General features: G+C 68.6%; 21 protein-coding genes and 1 pseudogene. 10 read left to right on the top strand and 12 right to left on the bottom strand.

What is annotated here, in order from left to right:
- Nucleotides 1–23: 23 nt before the first annotated feature.
- Both OG558_RS10140 and OG558_RS10135 read right to left on the bottom strand, forming a co-directional pair.
- Nucleotides 24–1,139: a DNA polymerase IV gene (locus tag OG558_RS10140; RefSeq protein WP_405069987.1), complete on the bottom strand. Its 1,116-nt coding sequence runs from the start codon at nt 1,137–1,139 to the stop codon at nt 24–26.
- Nucleotides 1,140–1,182: 43 nt separating this feature from the next.
- Complete coding sequence (locus OG558_RS10135; RefSeq protein WP_405069985.1) at nt 1,183–1,647, bottom strand: GNAT family N-acetyltransferase; 465 nt, start codon at nt 1,645–1,647, stop codon at nt 1,183–1,185.
- Between the two features lie 133 nt (nt 1,648–1,780).
- Between OG558_RS10135 and OG558_RS10130 the strand changes: the two genes are divergently transcribed.
- The 3 genes and pseudogenes from OG558_RS10130 to OG558_RS10120 form a co-directional block, all read left to right on the top strand.
- Nucleotides 1,781–2,095: a WhiB family transcriptional regulator gene (locus OG558_RS10130; protein ID WP_329482923.1), complete on the top strand. Its 315-nt coding sequence runs from the start codon at nt 1,781–1,783 to the stop codon at nt 2,093–2,095.
- Nucleotides 2,096–2,104: 9 nt separating this feature from the next.
- Complete coding sequence (locus OG558_RS10125) at nt 2,105–2,518, top strand: PaaI family thioesterase (protein WP_405069984.1); 414 nt, start codon at nt 2,105–2,107, stop codon at nt 2,516–2,518.
- 18 nt (nt 2,519–2,536) lie between these two features.
- Nucleotides 2,537–3,313: pseudogene (locus OG558_RS10120) on the top strand (NAD-dependent epimerase/dehydratase family protein); the annotation flags it as partial.
- 15 nt (nt 3,314–3,328) lie between these two features.
- Here OG558_RS10120 and OG558_RS10115 read toward each other — a convergent pair.
- Both OG558_RS10115 and OG558_RS10110 read right to left on the bottom strand, forming a co-directional pair.
- Nucleotides 3,329–3,628, bottom strand: coding sequence for a zf-TFIIB domain-containing protein (locus OG558_RS10115; protein WP_405069983.1), 300 nt, complete (start codon nt 3,626–3,628; stop codon nt 3,329–3,331).
- An 80-nt stretch (nt 3,629–3,708) separates the two neighbouring features.
- Nucleotides 3,709–5,616, bottom strand: coding sequence for a penicillin-binding transpeptidase domain-containing protein (locus OG558_RS10110; protein ID WP_329482919.1), 1,908 nt, complete (start codon nt 5,614–5,616; stop codon nt 3,709–3,711).
- A 246-nt stretch (nt 5,617–5,862) separates the two neighbouring features.
- Between OG558_RS10110 and OG558_RS10105 the strand changes: the two genes are divergently transcribed.
- A complete protein-coding gene (locus OG558_RS10105) occupies nt 5,863–6,192 on the top strand; it encodes an L-rhamnose mutarotase (RefSeq protein ID WP_329482918.1) in 330 nt (109 codons plus the stop codon).
- A 101-nt stretch (nt 6,193–6,293) separates the two neighbouring features.
- On the opposite strand, the gene OG558_RS10100 is transcribed toward OG558_RS10105, so the two are convergent.
- From OG558_RS10100 to OG558_RS10085, 4 genes are all read right to left on the bottom strand, one after another.
- The gene (locus OG558_RS10100; protein ID WP_405069982.1) at nt 6,294–7,001 is read right to left on the bottom strand and encodes a pirin family protein; all 708 of its coding nucleotides are present in this window, start codon (nt 6,999–7,001) and stop codon (nt 6,294–6,296) included.
- A 71-nt stretch (nt 7,002–7,072) separates the two neighbouring features.
- A complete protein-coding gene (locus OG558_RS10095) occupies nt 7,073–8,497 on the bottom strand; it encodes a trypsin-like peptidase domain-containing protein (protein ID WP_405069981.1) in 1,425 nt (474 codons plus the stop codon).
- Between the two features lie 101 nt (nt 8,498–8,598).
- Nucleotides 8,599–10,224 (bottom strand): sensor histidine kinase, encoded by a 1,626-nt coding sequence (locus tag OG558_RS10090; protein WP_405069980.1) that lies wholly within the window; start codon nt 10,222–10,224, stop codon nt 8,599–8,601.
- Complete coding sequence (locus tag OG558_RS10085; protein ID WP_329482914.1) at nt 10,221–10,913, bottom strand: response regulator transcription factor; 693 nt, start codon at nt 10,911–10,913, stop codon at nt 10,221–10,223. Before OG558_RS10085 ends, OG558_RS10090 begins: the two co-directional genes overlap by 4 nt.
- A gap of 140 nt (nt 10,914–11,053) precedes the next feature.
- Between OG558_RS10085 and OG558_RS10080 the strand changes: the two genes are divergently transcribed.
- Nucleotides 11,054–12,055 (top strand): acetamidase/formamidase family protein, encoded by a 1,002-nt coding sequence (locus OG558_RS10080; RefSeq protein WP_405069979.1) that lies wholly within the window; start codon nt 11,054–11,056, stop codon nt 12,053–12,055.
- Here OG558_RS10080 and OG558_RS10075 read toward each other — a convergent pair.
- Both OG558_RS10075 and OG558_RS10070 read right to left on the bottom strand, forming a co-directional pair.
- Entirely contained in the window at nt 12,048–13,022 is a 975-nt protein-coding gene (locus tag OG558_RS10075; protein ID WP_405069978.1) for a TIGR03560 family F420-dependent LLM class oxidoreductase, read from the bottom strand. The genes OG558_RS10080 and OG558_RS10075 overlap by 8 nt on opposite strands.
- Nucleotides 13,019–13,930 carry a DMT family transporter gene (locus tag OG558_RS10070; protein ID WP_405069977.1) on the bottom strand — a complete coding sequence of 304 codons (912 nt, stop codon included), beginning with the start codon at nt 13,928–13,930 and terminating at the stop codon, nt 13,019–13,021. The genes OG558_RS10075 and OG558_RS10070 overlap by 4 nt, the downstream gene beginning before the upstream one ends.
- 62 nt (nt 13,931–13,992) lie before the next feature.
- Here OG558_RS10070 and OG558_RS10065 point away from each other — a divergent pair, with 62 nt between their 5' ends.
- Together OG558_RS10065 and OG558_RS10060 are read left to right on the top strand one after the other, a co-directional pair.
- Nucleotides 13,993–14,484: an Lrp/AsnC family transcriptional regulator gene (locus OG558_RS10065; protein ID WP_405069976.1), complete on the top strand. Its 492-nt coding sequence runs from the start codon at nt 13,993–13,995 to the stop codon at nt 14,482–14,484.
- A gap of 186 nt (nt 14,485–14,670) precedes the next feature.
- Nucleotides 14,671–15,882, top strand: a complete 1,212-nt coding sequence (locus OG558_RS10060; protein ID WP_405069975.1) for a pyrophosphate--fructose-6-phosphate 1-phosphotransferase — start codon at nt 14,671–14,673, stop codon at nt 15,880–15,882.
- On the opposite strand, the gene OG558_RS10055 is transcribed toward OG558_RS10060, so the two are convergent.
- Both OG558_RS10055 and OG558_RS10050 read right to left on the bottom strand, forming a co-directional pair.
- Nucleotides 15,879–16,301, bottom strand: a complete 423-nt coding sequence (locus OG558_RS10055; RefSeq protein ID WP_329482908.1) for a low molecular weight protein-tyrosine-phosphatase — start codon at nt 16,299–16,301, stop codon at nt 15,879–15,881. The two genes, OG558_RS10060 and OG558_RS10055, sit on opposite strands and share 4 nt — an antisense overlap.
- A gap of 1 nt (nt 16,302) precedes the next feature.
- On the bottom strand, nt 16,303–16,689 hold the full coding sequence (locus OG558_RS10050; protein ID WP_405069974.1) for a phage holin family protein: 387 nt from the start codon (nt 16,687–16,689) through the stop codon (nt 16,303–16,305).
- Between the two features lie 138 nt (nt 16,690–16,827).
- Here OG558_RS10050 and OG558_RS10045 point away from each other — a divergent pair, with 138 nt between their 5' ends.
- Genes OG558_RS10045 through OG558_RS10035 form a run of 3 tightly spaced genes read left to right on the top strand, consistent with a single transcriptional unit; the run spans nt 16,828 to nt 20,005 of the window.
- Nucleotides 16,828–18,000, top strand: a complete 1,173-nt coding sequence (locus OG558_RS10045) for a DUF4185 domain-containing protein (RefSeq protein WP_405069973.1) — start codon at nt 16,828–16,830, stop codon at nt 17,998–18,000.
- Nucleotides 17,997–18,704, top strand: coding sequence for a FadR/GntR family transcriptional regulator (locus tag OG558_RS10040; protein ID WP_405069972.1), 708 nt, complete (start codon nt 17,997–17,999; stop codon nt 18,702–18,704). The genes OG558_RS10045 and OG558_RS10040 overlap by 4 nt, the downstream gene beginning before the upstream one ends.
- Nucleotides 18,705–18,721: 17 nt before the next feature.
- A complete protein-coding gene (locus OG558_RS10035) occupies nt 18,722–20,005 on the top strand; it encodes an ABC transporter substrate-binding protein (protein WP_405069971.1) in 1,284 nt (427 codons plus the stop codon).
- Nucleotides 20,006–20,012: the final 7 nt, after the last annotated feature.

Raw genomic sequence — 20,012 nt, 5'->3', positions numbered from 1 at the left:
CGCGGCTGTCGGCGAGCTGTGGATCATCCCGATGGATCAGGTGCGACGTCGTCCGGTGGTGCGAACTCGACGCGGACGCCGAGGAGGCGGATGGGGCGGCGGAGTTCGAATTTGTCGAGGAGGGCTTGGGCGGTGGTGGCGACGACCTCGGGGTCCTGAGTGATTTCGGGGAGTTTGCGGCTCTTGATCGGGGTGTAGAAGCTGATGAAGCGGACCTTCACCCAGATGCGTTGGATCGTGCGGCCCTCGGCGACGACGTCCCGGGTGACGTGGATGGCGATGCGGCGGAGTTCCTTCTCCACGTCGGCCCGGTCGACCAGGTCCTCGGGGAAGGTTTCCTCACGGCTGCGGGAGACGGGCTCGCGGGGTACGTCGGTCACCTCGGTGTCGCCGAGTCCCCGGCCGAGGGCGGCGTACCAGGCGCCCATCTTCGGCCCGAAGCGCTTGCGGAGGACGTCGAGGTCGGCGGCGGCCAGGTCGGCGACGGTGAAGACGCCGAGCTCATTGAGGTTCCGCTCCATCCGGCTGCCGATGCCCCACAGTTCCCGGACCGGCCGGTGGTCCATCACCTCCCGCCAGTTCGCGCCGGTCAGTCGATAGACGCCGGGCACATCCGCGGGCGCCTCGGCCGTACTCGCGCCCTCGAAAGGCGCCGCGTGGGAACGCGCGTGCTTCGCGAAGGTGGTGGCCAGCTTGGCGCGGGTCTTGTTGTCGCCGATGCCGACCGAACAGGTCAGGCTCGTCCGGGCCTGCACGGCCTCGCGCAGGTCGGCGGCGAGCTGCTCGGGATCGTCGGTCTCCGCGCCGACGAAACACTCGTCCCAGCCCCACACCTCGACCACCACGGGGAACGATCGCAGTGTGTCCATCACCTCGGTCGACGCCGCCTCGTAGGCGGCCGGATCGGACGGCAGGAAGACCGCCTGCGGGCACTTCTTGTACGCCGCCCGCACCGGCATCCCCGAGTGCACGCCGTACTCGCGTGCCTCGTACGACGCGGTCGCGACCACCTGCCGTGGTTGCGTCGGATCGCCCGACCCACCGACCACGACCGGCAACCCGCGCAGCTCAGGCCGGCGCCGGATCTCCACAGCCGCGATGAACTGATCCATGTCCACATGCAGGACCCACCAGCTCATCACCACTCCCCGGAGTCGACAACCCAGCGTAACCGCGGCTGCGTCAGAGTTCCTTGCGCATCTGCTGGGAGGTGACGATGTAGCCGAGGGACTCGTAGAGGTGGATGGCGGTGGAGTTGTCGCCGAAGACGTTGAGATCCAGGTGGCTGTAGCCGAGCCGGCGGCACTCGTCCTCGCCGGCGAGCATGATCGCGCGGCCGTAGCCCTTGCCCCGGTGGTCGGCGTCGACCTCGATGCCGTAGATGAACGCGCCCCGCGTCCTGGTGTTGATCCACAGGCTCCCGACCGGCTCGTCACCGGCGCAGGCCAGCCAGATCAGGTGATTGTCGGTGCTGGGGCCCTTCGGCAGCAGCCTGTCGGTCTCGCGGTAGGCGAACTCGAGGGCCCCGGCCGGATCCAGCCCTTGGGCCGGGCCGATGCCGGACGCGAACGACGCGGCGGCGCGGTCCCTCCAACTCGCGAACTCGGGGTCGGTGATCGGGCGAAGGGTCACCAGTGGCGTGGTCACGTGCTGACGATAGTCCGCTCCAGGGGTTTGCCGACGGGTACCGGGACAAGTGGCCGCGGTTGTAGACCCAGCCGCGGTGAAATCGATCGATGCCGAGGTGCCTGACCATGACAGCACTGCCGAAATCCCAGCCATGAGGCGTCGCAAACCGCCAGCCGGCGCGGTGAGCAAGGCCCCAGCCGGCCTGCCGTCGCCCCTGATCGAGAACTGGGCCTGGCAGGATCACGCCGCCTGCGTGGACGTCGACCCTGAGCTGTTCTTCGCCGCCGAGTCCGAGCGCGGCCCCCGCAAGCACGCCCGCGAGGTGGTCGCCAAGTCGCTGTGCAGGACCTGCCCGGTACGGCGCGAGTGCCGCGAGCACGCCTTCGTCGTCGGGGAGACGTACGGCGTCTGGGGCGGCACCACCGAGGAGGAACGCGAGCCCGCCCTGCACGCCCGGCGTCAGTAATCTGTCGGCATGGAGCTGACCTTTGAGCTGGCCGAGAAGGTACTCGCGGCACAGCCGTTCAGTGTGCTGTTGGGAGCCCGGCTGACCGCGTTCGATGCGGGCGGAGCCACGCTCGAGCTGGACATCCGCGACGACCTCCGGCAGCAGAACGGCTACCTGCACGGCGGCGTCCTGGGTTACGCGGCCGACAACGCGATCACGTTCGCGGCCGGTACGGCGCTCGGCCCCGAGGTGCTCACCGGCGGTTTCACGATCAGCTACCTCCGCCCGGCCCAGGGCACCGTCCTCCGGGCCGAGGCGAAGGTCGCCCACGCAGGCAGCCGTCAGGCGACCTGCACCTGCGAGTTGTCGGTCGTCGACGAAGCCGGCGCCGCCACCCTGTGCGCGATCGCGCAGGGCACAGTCATCGCCCTGCGCCGATGACGACGCGTCCTCGTCACGGGAGCGAGCGGGTACGTCGGCTCCCGGCTGACTCCCCACCTGCGGGCGGCCGGATGTTCGGTGATCGCGTTCGGCCGATCCCGATCCGGCGATGCCGACCTCAGCAGGACGGGAAGCTTCACCAGCCCGATCGACCTCGCACTGCTCGATGACCTGCCCATCGACGTCGTCGTCCATCTCGCCGGAGTCACCGGCGAAGCGACCGAGGCCGATGCCATCCGGGTCAACGTGGAGGGAACCCGTCTGCTGCTCCGGACCATGATCGACCGGGGGGTCAGGAGGTTCGTCGTCGCGAGTTCGATCGCGGCCGCGGGCTGCCTCACCGAAGACTTCCTGCCGCAGACACTGCCGATCCCCGCCGGCCATCCCTGCCTGTCCGCGAATCCCTATGGCTTCTCGAAGTACCTGGTCGAGGAACTGGCCCGGTACTTCGTCCGGACCGATGACGCCCTGGAGCTCGACCTGTACCGGATCGGCGTGGTCGTCGACGAACCGCATCATCAGGTGGACCTGTCGTCCGTGCGTCTCCCGTTCTGCCAGTTGGGTACAGTCCCGGTCAGCACGGTCGTCGAACGCCTCGCCGGCGCAATCCTGGCGCCTCGGGGTCCGGGCGCTCGGGTCGAGAACCTGGTGTCCCCCGAAATCCCGTCGCAGTACCCGACGATCGAGACTCTGACCGCTGTGCTCGGCGCACGGGTCAGCAGCCTGGACCTGAGCGCCTATCGCCGCCCCGGGAACCACCGGGCCGGGCTGTGGGCCGTACCCGAGGGACGCTGAAGCCCCCAACCCGTCTCAGTCGAAGAGCTCCTCGAAGAAGGACTTCTTCTTCTTGCGCCCGTGCTGATTCCCGTACCGCGGGTCGTACTTGCGGTCGTCGTCGTAGCGCCGGTCGTCGTCGTACCGCTGTTTCTCCTCGTACCGCGGTTGCTGCTGCGGTGGCGCGTTGTACCGCAACTCCGCGTCCACGAGTCGCTCCAGCTCACCCCGGTCGAGGAAGATCCCGCGGCACTCGCCGCATTGGTCGACGGTCACGCCACTGCGCTCGTACGTCCGCATATCGCCCCGGCACTTAGGACATGTCAGGCTCTCCATCCAGCAACCCTAAGTGACGAAACCCCCGCAATCCGGCGCTTTCAGCCAACTCTCAGGAACTTCGGAGGTCAACTCTCAGGTCACTTGAAGCGGGTGAGGAAGTTCTTCACGATCGGGCCGGCTGCGTGGGAGCCGGATGCGCCGCCTTCGACGATGACCGCGAAGGCCACGTCGCCGCGATAGCCGGCCATCCAGGCGTTGGTGACGACCTTGCCGCCCTGGACGAGCTCGGCGGTGCCGGTCTTGGCGGCGACGGCGCCGTTGCCCGCCAGGACCTTCGCGGTACCGCCGGTGACCGTCGTCCGCATAAACGTACGCAGCGCGGCGACCGTTGCCGCGGGCAACGGAGACGCCGCGGGACCGGCCGCGTCCTTGTCCGGCACCAGGACCGGCTTCATCGCCGTACCGTGGTCGACCGTGGCCGCGATCAGCGACACCGCCAGCGGGCTCGCGGTGACCGTGCCCTGGCCGATCATCGATGCGGCCTCGGCAACGTCGTCCTTCGGTGCCGGCACCTGACCGCCGTACGCCGAGATCGACAGCCCGAGATCGCGGCCGATCCCGAACATCGCCGCGGTCTTCGTCATCGCGTCCTTCGGCAGCCGGGCGTGCTGCGAGATGAACGCGGTGTTGCAGGACTCGTTGAACGCCTTCTGCATCGTGCCCGCGCCGTACGCCGCCAGGCCGTCGTAGTTCTTGAACGTCTTGCCGAAGACGTTGATCGTGTTCGTGCACGGCAGCGCGGTCGCCGCGGTCTCACCGCTGCCCAGCAACGCGGCCGAGGTGACGATCTTGAACGTCGACCCGGGCGCGTACTGACCCTGGAAGGCGCGGTTGTAGCTGGCCACCGTCGGCCCGTTCGCCGCGGCCAGGATCTGGCCCGTCGAGGCTTGGACGGCGACCAGCGACGCCGGCAGCTTGCTGGTGGCCAGCGCGGCCTCGGCGTACCGCTGCATGTTCGCATCGAGGGTGGTCTTGACCGGCTTACCGGCGGTGCCCTTCTGGCTGAAGACCGTCTTGATCGTCAGCTTGGTCTTGCCGTCCCGCAAGGCGACGGTTCCGCCCGGCGTCCCGGCGAGCTGCTGCTGGAACGCGTACTGCAGCCCGGTCGTCCCGACCTGGTCCTGCGCCGACGCGGTCGGGCCGGCGTTCTTCAGGCTGTCCGCGGTCGCCGTCTTCATGGTGCCGAGGATCGACCGGGCGAACGTCGCGGTCTCCGGCAGCGACTGCGTGCCACCCATCGTCAGCACGCCGGGCAGGTTGCCCATCACCTTGCGCAGCGCCTCCCACTGCTCGGACCGGATCGTGATCGCGTCGACGAACTGGCCGGTCGGCGCCGCCTTCGCGCGGGCGGCGAGCTTCGCGCCGTCGACCTGGAGGTTCTTGGTGAAGGCGGCGTACGTCGCAGGCGTCGCCACGTTGCCGGAGGCGACCCCGACGATGACGACCTGGCGGTTCGCGGTCAGGGCGACGCCGTTGCGGTCCAGGATCGAGGCGCGGGCGGGCAGTGCGCGGACCCGCTTGAGGTAGTTCGCGTCACCGAGCCCGGGGTAGATGGTGTCGCCGGAGGCCTTGATCTTCCACACGTCGCCGGTCTTCACGGCGGTCGCCGTACTGGTCCACTTCATCGCGCCGATGCCGCGGAGCTGGGCCTCGACGGCGAGGTCCTGCGTGCAGTTGCTGCCGTCGCTGCACTTCGGGTCGCCCTGCGGTGCCACCGTCACGGTGCTCGCGACCAGCGCGGTGTCCACGTCGTCGAGCCGCTTGCCGAACACCGTCGGATTGTCGGTGAGCGCGCCCGCCGCGTCCGGCTTCCCGTCCGGCGCCCACGCCTTCACCCAGGCGTCGGCGAACTCCTTGATCACCGCGGCTGAGGCCTGCTTCTCGTCGTTCGGGTCCGGCTTGCCGTCGGCGCCGGCCTTCTTTCCGGAGCAACCGGCGGTGATCAGCAGACTACTCAGGCAGACGATGGCAGTGGTTCGCTTCACGTTCTCAACTCTCGCACGACGACGGATGGACACCGGGCACAGTCTTCGGCGTGTGCCTTTACAGGCACGAGGGCGAAACTACTCAACCCACCCAAGTACGACGCGGGGTGGGCGGCTGGAGTTGGCATCGAATCGCAAAATCGCCTGATCAGGCAGGTGGATCGCCGCGATGAATCAGAGTCAAGAGCCTGCGCGAATCGTGGGCCAGGCAACCGATTGCTCACTCCCGGCGTATTCTGCAGCCTTGTGACCCGCCTTGCTCTGCACAGCCGGCTGATCCCCGGGACCGAAGAGGCCTACGAGATCGAGCACGCTCGTGTCTGGCCGGAACTGATCTCCGCGATGCACGCCGCCGGCATCAGCGACTGGTCCATCTGGCGCAGTGGCCGCGATCTGTTCCACCTGGTCGTGTCCGACGACTTCGAGGCCGCCGTCGCGCAGTTGAGGAACGACCCGGTCGACCAACGCTGGCAGCAGCACATGAGCCAGTTCGTCGAGGGCTTCGCCCAGAACCCCGAGGGCGTCGCCGGCCAGTCGTTGCGCCACGTCTGGACCATGAGCGAGCAGCAGGACTGAGGGCCGGGCCGCCAGCCCATCACAACCGACGTCGGCTGCGTGGGCTGAGCGTCGCCGCACCGCCGGCGGCTTCATTGTGATGGCCTGGCGGTCCGCCGTCTCTAGTCGGACATCTCCCACACGAGGATCTCCGCACCGCCTGGGCCGGCGGTGAGGCGGCGGCCGTCCGCGTCGATCTGGCGTACGGCGTCCGCGGTGCCGAGGTCGCCGGCATTCTCGAGGCTCGCCGTACCCAGCGCAACGAAGAGATGCAGGTACGGCGCTGACGGCAAGCCCACGGTCTGGCCGGGAGACAGCCGCGCGACTGAGAGACCTGCGGAACCCTGATTGATCCGGATCGCGGTGCTGCTCGCGTGCTGCGGCAGGCCGGACGCGATCGGGACCAGCTGGCCCCCGCGAAGGTCGATCTCGGCCTGCTGGTAGGAGGGTGGCAGGTCGAAGCGGTCCGGGCGGACCCACATCTGCACGTAGTGCACCAGATCGCCTGCGTCGTTCCATTCGGAGTGCTGGATGCCGGAGCCGGCGCTCATCCGCTGGGCCAGGCCCGGGTGGACGACGCCGCTGTTCCCTTCCGAATCGCGGTGCGCCAAGGCACCCCGCAGTACCCAGGTGACGATCTCGAGATCCTGATGCGGATGTGTCTCAAACCCGGTGCCCGGGGCAACGGTCTCGTCGTTGTGCGCGACCAGGAACCCGAACCCGACGTTCGCCGGATCGTAGTGCGGTCCGAACGAGAACGAGTGCCGCGACTCCAGCCACTCACTGGCCGTCCGAAACCGCTCGTCCGCCCGCCGGATCTCGATGCCCATAGCTCTAGTAATAACAGTGGGACTGCGCCGCTCGGTGGGCGGCGCAGTCCCGGATCGTGGGTGGTGGGTGGTCAGCCGGTGGGGTTGCCGTTGTCGGAGCCGAGGGTGGCGGTGATCGACTGGGTCTGGCCGTTCCGGGTGATGGTGAGCTTCACCTGATCGCCCGGGCGGTGCGAACGGACCGCGGCGACCAACGCGTCCCCTGACGCGATCGCCTTGCCGTCTACAGCGGTCACCACATCACCCGCGTGCAGACCGGCCTTGTCCGCCGCACCGCCGGACGTGACCTCGCCCAGGCGTGCCCCGTTCGAGAGCCCGTCGGAGGACTGCGCGTCGCCGACCTGGACGCCGAGCCGCGCATGCGTGGCCTTGCCCTTGGCCACCAGCTCGTCGATGATCGGCTTGGCCTGGTCGATCGGGATAGCGAAGCCCAGGCCGATGTTGCCGCCTTCGGATTGTCCCGATCCGCCGGCGGTTTTGATCGCGCTGTTGATTCCGACCACCTGGCCGGCGAGGTCGATCAGGGCGCCGCCCGAGTTGCCCGGGTTGATCGCGGCGTCCGTCTGGATTGCTGGGAAGACTGTCGTGCTGTCCTGCTGTGCGTCGCCCGACGTGACCGGACGGTTCAGCGCCGAGACGATGCCGCTCGTCACGGTCGCCTCCAGGCCGAACGGCGAGCCGATCGCGACCACGCCCTGCCCGACCGCGAGCTTGCCGCTCGAACCCAGCTTCGCCGGGGTCAGGTCGGTAGCGGAGGCGTGGATCACGGCCAGGTCGGTGAGCGGGTCGGTGCCCTTGATCGTGGCCGGTACGGTCCGGCCGTCGTTCAGCATCACCGAGATGGTCGCGCCGCTGCCGGCGCCGGCCACCACGTGGTTGTTGGTGACGATCAGGCCGTCCTTGCTGATCACGATGCCGGACCCGGTCGCCTCACCCTGCGAGGTCGCGACCGCGATCTTCACCACGCTCGGCAGCACCTTCGCGGCGGCGCTCTGCACCGAGCCGTCCGGCGCCGAGGCGGGTGCCGCCTGGTTGCCGTTCAGCGGGGATGTCACCGACGGGGTGTTGGAGGTGGAGTCGTTCGTCGCCGAGTACACCGCGGCGCCGCCGACACCGCCCGCGGTGCCGACCAGCAGAGCGGTCAGCGCCACCAGGGCGAGGCCCCGCCGCTTCGGCTTCTCCGGTGCGGGTGCCACGGGCTGCGGGCCATAGGGCCAGTTCGGGCCCGGCGACGTCCCCTGATGCGCCCCCGGCCCGAACTGCGGGTAAGCACTCCCACCTGCCGGGTGCTGTCCCGATCCCTGCGGCGGCCGCGGCTGCCCGCCCTGTGGCGCGAATTGCTGCTGCTGGTGCTGCCCGTAGCCACCCATCGGCAGCTGCTGGGTCCGCTCCTGCGGACTCACGCCGTACGACGGGTTCTGGCTCCCCGGCGTCGAACCCTGCTCGGGATTCGACCCAGGCTGGTTCTGCGGCAGCTGCTGTGGGTTCTCGTTCATGACGAGTACTTTGACGGCCGGACCTGAGAGGGCCCTGAAGATCCCCTCGGAGCAGCCGAAGAAGTCCATGAAGATCCTCTGAAGGATCGGTCAGGAAGTCTTCAGCGAGTCTGCGTCGCGGCGTGCGGGAGCCACAGCGTGAACTGTGCTCCGGCGCCCGGGACGTTGCGGGCGTAGATCATCCCGCCGTGCTGCTCCGCCGCGTGCTTCACGATCGCGAGCCCGAGACCAGATCCGGGCCGGCTGCGCGCCTCACTGGACCGGTAGAACCGCTCGAACACGTGCGGCAGGTCCGGCTCGGCGATCCCCGGTCCGGAATCGGTCACCGTGAGTACGCCGTCCAGCAGCCGGACCGTGACGTGGCCGACGGGCTGTCCGTCGCCGCGCGGCGTGACACCCTCCGGCACGCTGTACTTCGCCGCGTTGTCGAGGAGATTCATCACGGCGCGGCCGAGCAGCCGCTCGTCACCCCACACCGGGAACGGAGTCAGCTGGACGTCCCACTCCAGCCCGGGCGCGCGCCGCCGTACCTTGATCACCGCGTCCTGGACGACGTTGGACAGCTCGATCAGCTCCGCGTTCCGCACCTGCGGGGTGTCGCGGGCCAGCTCGGTCAGGTCGCCGATCAGGGTGGTCAGCTCGTCCATCTGCGCCCGGACGTCGTCCAGCAACTGCTGCCGGTCCTCCGGCTTGAGGCCACCGCGTTTGTCCGCCTGGGCGAGCAGGTCGAGGTTGGTCCGGATGCTGGTGAGCGGCGTACGCAACTCGTGTCCCGCGTCACCCACCAGCCGTCGTTGCCGGTCCTGAGAGCGCGCCAGTGCCGCGAGCATCGCATTGAATGCTTGCGCCAACCGCGAGATCTCGTCCGACCCGGTGACGGGGATCGGTTTCAGATCCTCGGTCCGCGCCACATGCTCGGCAGCACCGGTCAGCCGGGCCAGCGGCCGGAGGCCGGACCGGGCGACGGCGTTGCCGGCGAGCGCGGCGCCGATGACGCCGATCAGTCCGAACGCCCACAGCACGATGCCGAGGTTGTGCAACGTCTGGTCGATCGCCCCCAGCGACTGCGCGACAACCAGCGCTCCAGGCTGCAGGAGGCTGGGGTCGGCATTGCACGGCGCGCCGACCGGGCAGTACTTGGCGGGTACGGCGACCACGCGGAAGTGCGAGCCGTTGCGCACGCCGACCGTCCGCAGGCTGGCGTCGGTGCCTTGGTTCTGGGCGATGGCGAGCTCGTCCGGTCCGATCGGCGGGAGCGGGCTGTTCGCGGCACCGAACTGGCGACCGTCCGCACCCAGGATTGCGACCTGAATGTCGCTCAGGCCGAACGCGTCTGACGAGATCCTCTGCAGGTTCGTGAGATTGGTCAGGACGCCCTTCTGCGCGGCCTGGCCGGCCCGCATGATCAGGCTGTCGTCCAGATTCTGGTACATCTGCTGGCGCACCGTGACGTACGCCGCCACACTCACGATCGCCACCGCGAGGGCGACCGCGACCGCGGCGAGCATCGTGACGCGCGCGTGCAGGCTCAGCTGGTGGAGGGTTTCGGTCCACCAGTGCTGGGTGCGGGCAGCCGTCGCGGCGACCCGGTTCCCGTTGCTGTTGGCAACCGATTTGTCCGGGGCCGGTGGCTCCAGCCCGACCGGTGCCGGTTCGTGCGGAGCCGACGCGGCCTGCTGCGGCCGGCCGGCGTACGACGGGAGATCGTCGGGGTGTTGCCTACTCACGGTGGGGTGTCCCTCAGCACGTACCCGATGCCGCGGACGGTGTGGATCAGGCGGGGCAGGTCGTTGACCTCGGTCTTGCGGCGGAGGTAGCCGATGTAGACCTCGAGGGAGTTGGCGGTGGTCGGGAAGTCGTAGCCCCAGACCGCGTCCAGGATGACCGCACGCTCGAGCACCCGGCGCGGGTTGCGGATCAGCAGCTCGAGCAGGGAGAACTCGGTCCGGGTCAGCGGGATCGCGACGTCGCCGCGGTGCACCTCGTGCGCGTCCACGTCGACCACGAGGTCGGCGTACTGCAGGACCTCGCCGCGCTGGCCGCCCTCGCCGGGCGAGCTGCTGCGGCGCAGGAGGGCGCGCAGCCGGGCGAGCAGCTCCTCGAGCGCGAACGGCTTGGTCAGGTAGTCGTCGCCGCCGGCGTCCAGGCCGTCGACCCGGTCCGCGACCGCGTCCCGCGCGGTCAGCACCAGGATCGGAATGTTGTTGCCCGCGGCCCGCAGGGCCTTGGTGGTCTCGAGGCCGTCCAGCCGGGGCATCATCACGTCCATCACGACGACGTCGGGCTCGACGTTGCCGATCACCGCGAGCGCCTCGGCGCCGTCGGCCGCGGTCACGACCTCGAAGTCGTTGAACTCCAGCGAACGGCGCAGCGAATCGCGGACCGCCCGGTCGTCGTCCACCACCAGTACCCGCATAGCGCGCTCCCGCTCCACCTGAGTCCGGACAGCCCGATCTGACCATCCGCGTGTCGAGATTAGGCCGTCTCTTTGAGAATCGCCTGAGAACCCGCTGATCGCTACCCAATACCCTCGTGGACACCTTAGGTTGAACAGTCGTGGACGTCCTCGAGTACACCCCTGAGCCCGACGACTTCGCCTGGACCTTCGGTGGAGTTCCTCCCGTCCGCCGGGTCAAGCCCGGCACCGCGCTGCGGTTGTGGACCGAGGACGCGTACTGCGGCACCCTCCGCAGCACGGCGGATCTCGCCAGCGCCTCGCTGACGATGCCGTTCGTGAACCCCCAGACCGGCCCGTTCTACGTCGAGGGCGCGGAGCCTGGGGACACCCTGGTGCTGCACTTCGTCGAGCTCACGCCGGCCCGGACCTGGGGTGTGTCCACGACCATCCCGTTCTTCGGCGGCCTGACGAGCACCGACAAGACGGCCACGCTGCAGGACCCGCTGCCGGAGCGGACCTGGGTCTACGAGGTCGACTCCGACAAGCAGACGGTCGGGTTCCAGGCCCAGAGCAGCGGATTGGAGCTCGCGCTGCCGCTGGAGCCGATGCTGGGCACTGTCGGGCTCGCGCCCGCCGCGTTCGAGGCTCGCTCGTCGCTGGTGCCGGATGTGTTCGGCGGCAACATGGACACACCGGAGATGCGCGCGGGCGCGACCTGTTACCTCAAGGTCAACGTCGAGGGTGCACTGTTCTCGATCGGTGACGGTCACTACCGCCAGGGCGAGGGCGAGTCCTGCGGGACCGCGGTCGAGGGCGCGATGAACGTCGTACTGATCGTCGAGCTGCTGAAGACGCCCGGACCGACGTGGCCGCGGATCGAGAACGACGACTACCTGGCCGTGGTCGGGTCGAGCCGTCCGCTCGAGGACGCGTGGCGGGCTGGTCAGGTCGACATGGTCGGCTGGCTCGGTTCGCTGTACGGGCTGGACAAGCTGGACGCCTACCAGCTGTTGAGCCAGATCAGCGAGGTCCCACTGGCCAACGTCGTCGACGTCAACTACAGCGTGGTCACCAAGGTCCCGAAGCGCCTGCTACCGGCGACGAACGTGTACGAAGGCATCCACGAGCACCTGCGCACAGCGGCCGCCTCGCTCAGCTGAACGCGGGTACGACGTCCTCCGCGAACCGCTGCATCGGCTCGTGGTCGTACGCGACGCCGGGGATGTACGCGAGGACGTACTCGATCCCTGCCTCGGCCAACTGCTCCACGTGCTCGGTGAGCTGCTTCGTCGTCACGACCTCGGCCAGTGCGCCAGGCGTCCCGCCGGCACCGATCTCGGCGAACTCGTCCAGGCTGTAGCGCCCACGCGCCTTGGCGGTCGCGACGCCCGGATCCGCGCCGGCCTCGACCGGGAAGACGTTGAGACTGGTCGACTTCACGATCTCGTCGTAGTCACGGCCGACCTCGTCGCAGTGCCGCCGGAGGATGGCGAGCTTGCGCTGGATGACGTCGACGCGACCGGTGCCGACGTTGCAGGCGTCGCCGTACCGTGCGACCAGCCGCAGCGTGACCCGTTCGCCACCGCCACCGATCCACAGCTTCGGCTTGCGACGAGGCTCGATGATCGGCTTGTCGACCGAGTGGTACGTGCCCTTGAAGACGACGTCGTCCTCGGTCCACAGCCGGTGGATCAGCTCGACGGACTCGGCGAACGACCCCATCCGGTCCTTGAGTCCGGTCCAGGGGTAGCCGAACGCCTTCCACTCGTGCTCGTACCAGCCCGCGCCGATTCCGGCGTACAGGCGGCCGTGGCTGGCGACGTCGACGGTGGACGCGATTTTCGCGTACAGCGCCGGGTTGCGGTAACCGTTGCAGCCGACCATCTGGCCGATGTTCACCCGCCGGGTGTCGCGGGCCAGCGCGGCCGTGGCCGTCCAGGCCTCGAACACCGTCTCGCGGACCGGCTCGGGAACCGTGTGGAAGTGGTCGAACAACCAGATCGAGTCCCAGGGACCGGCATCGGCGGCGCGCGCGACAGCCGTCATCGCCTCCCACTGCTCGACCGGGTCGTCGAGCTCGACCAGGTCCATCCGCCAGCCTTGCGGAACGAACACTCCGAACTTCATCGACTGCTCCTTCGGGTACGACGGGAGATCGCCACGCCGGTGAGGCACAACGCGCCGCCGGCCAGGGCGAGGAGAGCGGGGGTTTCGCCGAGGAAGAGCCAGCCGAGGACGATGGCGATCACCGGGACCGCGTACACCGTGGCGCCCATCTTGCCGGCGCTGGTCCGCCGGAGGGCGAAGGCCCAGGTGGTGAAACCGAGCGCGGTCGGGAAGGCGCCGAGGTAGATCACCCACCAGATCGTCGCGCCGTCCGCGGTCTGGAGTTCGTCGATCAGCCGCGGGGCGAACGGGAGGCACACGATCGCGCCGATGGTGCACCCGAGCCAGGTCACCTGGGCCGACGGGAGCCGGCTGAGCAGCGGCTTCTGCGTCACCACTCCGACGGCGTACGAGATGGCGGCGGTGACGCACAGGATGACGCCCCACGTCTCGGCGCGGCCGGTGGAGGTCGAGATGCCGATCAGCAGGACGCCGCCGAACGCGACCAGGCTGCCGATCACCACCTGGCGGGGGAAGCCTTCGCCCAGAGTCAGCCCGGCGAGCAAGGCGATCAGCAGTGGGGCGATGTGGATCAGCATGGCCGCGGTGCCGGCCTCGAGGCGGCGTTCGGCTTCGTTCAGGGCGAGGTTGTAGACGCCGAACCAGAGCAGACCGAAGACCAGCAGCGGCAACCAGTCCCGCCTGGCCGGCCACTGGCGTTCGGCCGGGTTCTGCCGACGGCGGATCAGGAGGAACAGGCCGAGGAGGACACTGCCGACCCCCAGACGGGCCAGCGACATGGCGCCGGCGGAGAACTCCCGGCCGCCGTGCCTGATAGCGACGAAGGAGGAGGCCCACACCAGCACAGTCACACCGGCCGCGCCGGTCGCCAGCAGGCTCTTGGCCGGAGCTTCCACGATGGTTGTCACGTGACTACCCTAGGAACCGAATCTGCGGTTTCCCATGGCGATACGAGTTGAGGAGGGTCCTGATGGTTGCCGGAACGAACGCAGAAGGCGCGCAATACCTTCACACTGAAAAGCCGGTGCTCGACGAGCTCAACCTGCGTCTGCTGACGGAGCTGACGGCGGATCCGCGGCTGCGGACCACGGAGCTGGCCCGGCGGCTCGGGGTCTCGGCTCCGACGGTGCGCGAGCGGGTCACCCGGCTGGAGGAATCAGGGGTGATCCGCGGTTACCGGCTCGAGGTGGACCCGGCGGCGCTCGGGCTACCGGTCGCCGCGTGGGTGCGGCTGCGGCCTGGTCCGGGGCAGATCCCGAGGATCATCGCGCTGGCCGACCGGACGCCGGAAGTCGTCGAGTGCCACCGGATCTCCGGCGAGGACTGCTTCCTGATGCGGGTCCAGGTGGCCGCCATCGCCGGCCTGGAGGAAGTCCTCGACAAGTTCCTCGTCCACGGCCAGACCACCAGCTCCTTCATCGTCTCCACCCCAGTACCCCCACGCCCGGTGCCGCTGGGGTGAGGTGGCGGACCGCCGGCCCCTCACAATCGCGCCGGTTCGCCGGGCTCCCGCCTGACGGTCCGCCGGATCCACGATTGTGATGGCGTGGCGGTCCGCCGTCCCCACGACAGGCCCCAACCACAGCTGAGGGTGGTCTGCATCACTAGTCTGGGGGCGACTTCAGTGACGTCTGGAAGGACCCTGCCCATGGCTGCCGACAAGTCTGTCCGCAGAGTTGCCCTGCTCACCGCCGGCGGGCTCGCGCCCTGCCTGTCGTCCGCCGTCGGCGGGCTGATCGAGCGCTACACCGAGGTGGCGCCCGACGTGGAGATCATCGCGTATCTGAACGGGTACCACGGCCTGCTCAGCGGCCGTTTCCTCGAGGTGACGCCCGAGGTCCGGGCGAAGGCGTCCCTGCTGCACAAGTTCGGCGGCAGCCCGATCGGCAACAGCCGGGTCAAGCTGACCAACACCGCCGACCTGGTGAAGCGCGGGCTGATCCAGGACGGCCAGAACGCGCTCCAGGTCGCGGCGGAGCGACTGGTCGCCGACGGTGTCGACGTCCTGCACACCATCGGTGGTGACGACACCAACACCACCGCCGCGGATCTGGCGGCGTACCTGCACGAGCACGACTACGACCTGACCGTGGTCGGCCTGCCGAAGACCATCGACAACGACGTGATCCCGATCCGGCAGAGCCTGGGCGCCTGGACGGCGGCCGACCAGGGCGCGCTGTTCGCCCGCAACATCATCGCCGAGCACAGCTCGAACCCCCGGATGCTGATCGTCCACGAGGTGATGGGCCGCAACTGCGGATGGTTGACCGCGGCAACGGCCCGGTCGTACCGCGAGTGGCTGGGCGAGCAGGACTGGAACCCGGGCATCGGCCTGGACCAGGCCGGCTGGGACGTGCACGCGGTCTACGTGCCAGAGGCAACGATCGACTTGAACGCCGAGGCGGACCGGCTGCGCAAGGTGATGGACGAGAACGACTGCGTCACCATCTTCCTGTCCGAGGGCGCCGGCGTACCGTCGATCGTGGCCGAGATGGAGGCCCGCGGCGAGGAGGTCGGCCGGGACCCGTTCGGGCACGTGAAGCTGGACACGATCAACCCGGGCGCCTGGTTCGCGAAGCAGTTCGCAGAGCGGATCGGTGCGGAGAAGACGATGGTGCAGAAGAGCGGCTACTTCAGCCGCTCGGCCGCGGCCAACGACCGGGACCTCGCGCTGATCAAGGAGTGCAGCGACTACGCGGTCGACGCCGCGCTGCGCGGTGAGAGCGGCGTCGTCGGTCACGACGAGGAGCGGGGCGACGAACTGCGCGCGATCGAGTTCCCGCGGATCGCCGGCGGCAAGGAGTTCGACCCGAACGTCGACTGGTTCGTCGCACTGAAGGCCGACATCGGCCAGAGCTAGCCGCGGAGGCGGCCGACCCACTGGTCGGCCGCCTTCTCGATCTGCGCGAGGACCTCGTCGAAGCCCTCCTCGTCGCCGTAGTACGGATCCGGTACGTCGTCCTCCGCGAACAACTGGACGTCGCCCGCGCGACTCAGCGCAGCCAGGTGCCCGGAGTCCATCGCCAGCACGAGATCGCGCTCGGCGAACCACTCGGGCTGGAACTGACGGGCCCGATGCGTGCTCCCGTCGTACCCGCGCCGTCGCAACGCCGCCGCGGCCCGCGGGTCCATCGGGTCGCCGGCATGCCACCCGCCGGTCCCCGAGCTGGTGACCTGGACATCGTCGATCCCCGCCTCGGCGAGCTTCGCGCGCAGCACGACCTCGCCGATCGGCGACCGGCAGATGTTCCCGGAGCAGACGATCTCGACCCGCCTCACGTCACTTGATCTCCGCCTTCTCCGGGAGTACGGCGTTCAGCAGGATGCCGACGACGGTGATGATCAGGGAGCCGAGCAGCGCGGACCAGAAGCCGTCGACGTGGAACTGGACGTCCAGCTTGCCGGTGATCCACGACGTGAGCAGCAGCATCGCGGCGTTGATGACGAAGAGGAACAGGCCCAGCGTCAGGGCGATGAACACGCACGACAACAACTGCAGGATCGGCTTCACGAAGGCGTTCACCACGCCGAAGATCGCGGCGACGATCAGCAGCGTGAGGATCCGCCGTCCGGTGGTCGCACCCTCCAGGGTGATCCCGCCGATGGCCCAGGTCGCGATCGCCAGGGCGACCGCGTTGGCGAGCAGTCTGATGACCAAGTTCTTCATGCCGCCGATCCTGCCATCCCGCCGGTAGCGTCACGCCTCCGTACGCGCCCTGATCCATCCCTGAGTCTTGACAGGCTAATGACCAAGTGATCTGATCATTTTTGTTCGTGAGGTCAGTGAGTGCTGGAGGAGGCCAGGGTGGGAGCCAAGAAGTCACACCGGTGGGGTGTGGTCGTGGCGCTGGGTGCCGCGGCTGCCGTGATCGCTACAGCGCCGACGGCGTCAGCCGGTCAGCCTGCAGCTGAGCCGGCGGGGACCGCGCAGGACTGCAACACCGTTCGGACCAACTGGACGGCGACCGCCCAACCGCACGCCGCGCCCGAGGGGTTGCTGAACGCCTACAGCAACACCGGCAAGGGCTGGACCGGCGCGGACAGCACGTACTCGGTCCCCCTGTCCGGCGGGCGGACCGCGTGGATCTTCTCGGATACGTTCCTCGGTCCGGTGAACCCGGACGGCAGTCGGCCGACCACGACGCCATTCATCAACAACTCGTTCGTCATCCAGTCCGGCGGCACGCTCAAGACCGTCACCGGCGGTACGGCGACCAACCCGACAGCGCTCGTACCACCGCCGTCCAACGGCTGGTACTGGGTCGGCGCCGCGCAGACCAGTGGCGCCGGCCGGAACCTCGATGTCGTCGCGCTGCGGTTCGAGCGGACCGGTACGGGCCAGTGGGACTGGCACTGGGCCAGCAACTACCTCGCCCGGTTCGACAGCAAGACGTTGAAGCTGCGCAGCCTCAAGCCGCTCCCGTCGGCCGCCAACGTGCAGTGGTCCGGCTGGCTGCTGCGTGATAGCGGCTACACCTACATCTACGGCGTCGAGGACCTCGGCTCCGCGAAGTACGACCATGTCGCGAGAGTCCGCGGCGACGACCTGACCGCGAAGCCGTGGGAGTACTGGACCGGTTCTGGTTGGTCGGCTGACGAGACTGCCTCGGCTCGCGTGCTCGAAGGCGTCGCCAACGAGCACAGTGTGACTCGCTGGGGTGACGGCTATGTGCTGGTCACGCATGACACGACCGAGCTGTTCAGCAAGCGAGTCCTCGGGTACTTCTCCTGCTCGCCGACCGGTCCGTTCGTGAAGCCGGTCGAGCTCTACCAGACCCCGGAGACCGGTGCGACCGGCAGCTACGGCAACGCCAACATCATCACGTACAACTCCCACGACCACCCGGACCTGCGCCGCGGCAACACGCTCCTGGTCAGCTACAACGTCAACAGCCTCGACGCCAACACCGATCTGTACGCCGACGTGAGCATCTACCGCCCGCGGTTCGTCGGCGTCACCTTGACGGCCGCACCATGAGTGCGTCGGGTGGCGTCGTACGTCGGAGTCTCCTGGACGATCTGGCGACCTCGATGCTGGCTCTGATCGCCGATCGGAAGTTGTCGTCCGGCGACCAGTTCGAGTCGGTCCGGTCACTCGCCGACCGGTTCAAGGTCGCCGTACCGACAATCCGGGAAGCACTCCGGCGGCTGGAGGCCACCGGAGCTGTGGAGCTCCGGCACGGATCCGGCGTGTACGTCGGTCCGCACGTCGGCCGGCTGATCCTGGCCAACCCACTTGCCCTGGCGCCGTCAGCCGACCGCCTGGTCGAGCTGCTCCAGGCGCGCGCCTTGATCGAACCACCGGTCGCTGCACTGGCCGCACGGGTCCGCGACGAGGCCGCACTGGAGCAGATGGGCCGGGATCTCGCCGCGGCGGCCGAGCTGATCGCATCCGGCGACCATGCCCAGCTCGCCGAGGTCAACATGGACTTCCACCGCTCCCTGGCGCAGGCGTCCGGGAACGCGACGCTGGCCGAGGTGGTCGAGTCCGTCACCGTCGTGAACGTCCGGGAGCAGCTGGAGATCCTGCACATCCACGGCGACCGGCAGACCGACCTGGACGAGCACCGCGCCATCTACGACGCGGTCCGTGCCGGCGACACCGAGCTGGCTGAACGACTCACGCACGAGCACCTCGACGGGGTCCTTGCTGTCATCAACGAACGACTTCAGCACCCCTGAAGCTGAAAGGACGCACCATGCAACGAATCAACCGGAAGGCGCTGACCGCCCTGGCGGTGGCCACCGCGCTCGCATTGTCCGCCTGTGGAGGCGGAGGAGGAACCGGTGCCGCCGCCAAGGGCGACGACAAGCCGGTCGACTCGCTGAAGTTCTACAACGACAAGGGCGGCTGGAAGGACGCCTTCACCCAGGTCGGTGCGGCCAGCAAGAAGGACATCGGCGTCGGCATGGAGCCGGTCGGGTACTCCGACTCCAACACCTACACCGCGTTCATCCGCTCCTCGTTCCGGACCAAGGAGAAGGCGGACCTGTTCACCTGGCACACCGGCAAGGAGCTTCAGGATCTGGTGGACCAGAAGCTCGTCGCCGAGACGACCGACCAGTGGACCAAGGCGATTGCTGACGGCAACATCCCGGAGCAGCTCAAGCAGTACTTCACCTACGACAACAAGCAGTACTGCGTCCCGCTGAACGCCGGCTACTGGGTGATGTACTACAACAAGGCCGTCTTCAAGAAGGCCGGGGTCACCGAGACCCCGAAGACCTGGCCGGAGCTCCTTGCCGTCGCCGACAAGGTGAAGGCGGCCGGGGTGAAGCCGTTCTACCAGACAAACATCCTGTTCTCGTTCGTCTGGTTCGAGACCCTACTGGCCGGCAAGGACCCGGACCTGTACGACGCACTCGCCACCGGCAAGGCGAAGTACACCGACCCGGGCGTGGTCGAGGTGATGAACGAGTGGAAGAAGATGATCGACGCCGGCTACTTCAGCGACCCGGGCTCGAAGACCGAGCCGCAGGCGCAGCTGAAGAACGGCGACGTGGCGATGATCAACTTCGGCACCTGGTTCAGCGGCAACCTGAACACGCTGAAGATGAAGGCCGGCACCGACTACGACTTCTTCGTGATCCCGAACGTGAACGCGGGCCTGCCGAAGACCTCGATGATCTTCGAGACCGGACCGGTCTGCTCGGCCGCGGCCGGGGACCACGCCTCCACCGTCAAGAAGTGGACCGACTGGTGGGTCACGCCGCAGGCGCAGACCGCCTGGGCGAACTCGCGCGGCGACCTGTCGTTCAACCCGAAGGCCGAGGTCAAGGACCCCGGCCTGGCGACGCTGAACAAGGATGTCGGCGGTGATGGCTACCGGCTGATCAACCGCTGGTTCGAGGCGACGCCGGTGCCGGTTGCGAACAAGGCGCTCGAGGTGTTCGGCGCGTTCGTCACCAAGCCGGGCGACCCGATGCCGGGCCTGCAGAAGATCCAGGCCGAGGCGGACGCGTACTGGGCCAAGCAGAAGTGACTTCCTT

The organism is Kribbella sp. NBC_01510 (genome assembly GCF_045040325.1).
Taxonomy (GTDB): domain Bacteria; phylum Actinomycetota; class Actinomycetes; order Propionibacteriales; family Kribbellaceae; genus Kribbella.
The sequence above is the reverse complement of the archived record's forward strand: the minus strand, read 5'-3'. Positions and strand labels throughout refer to the sequence as shown.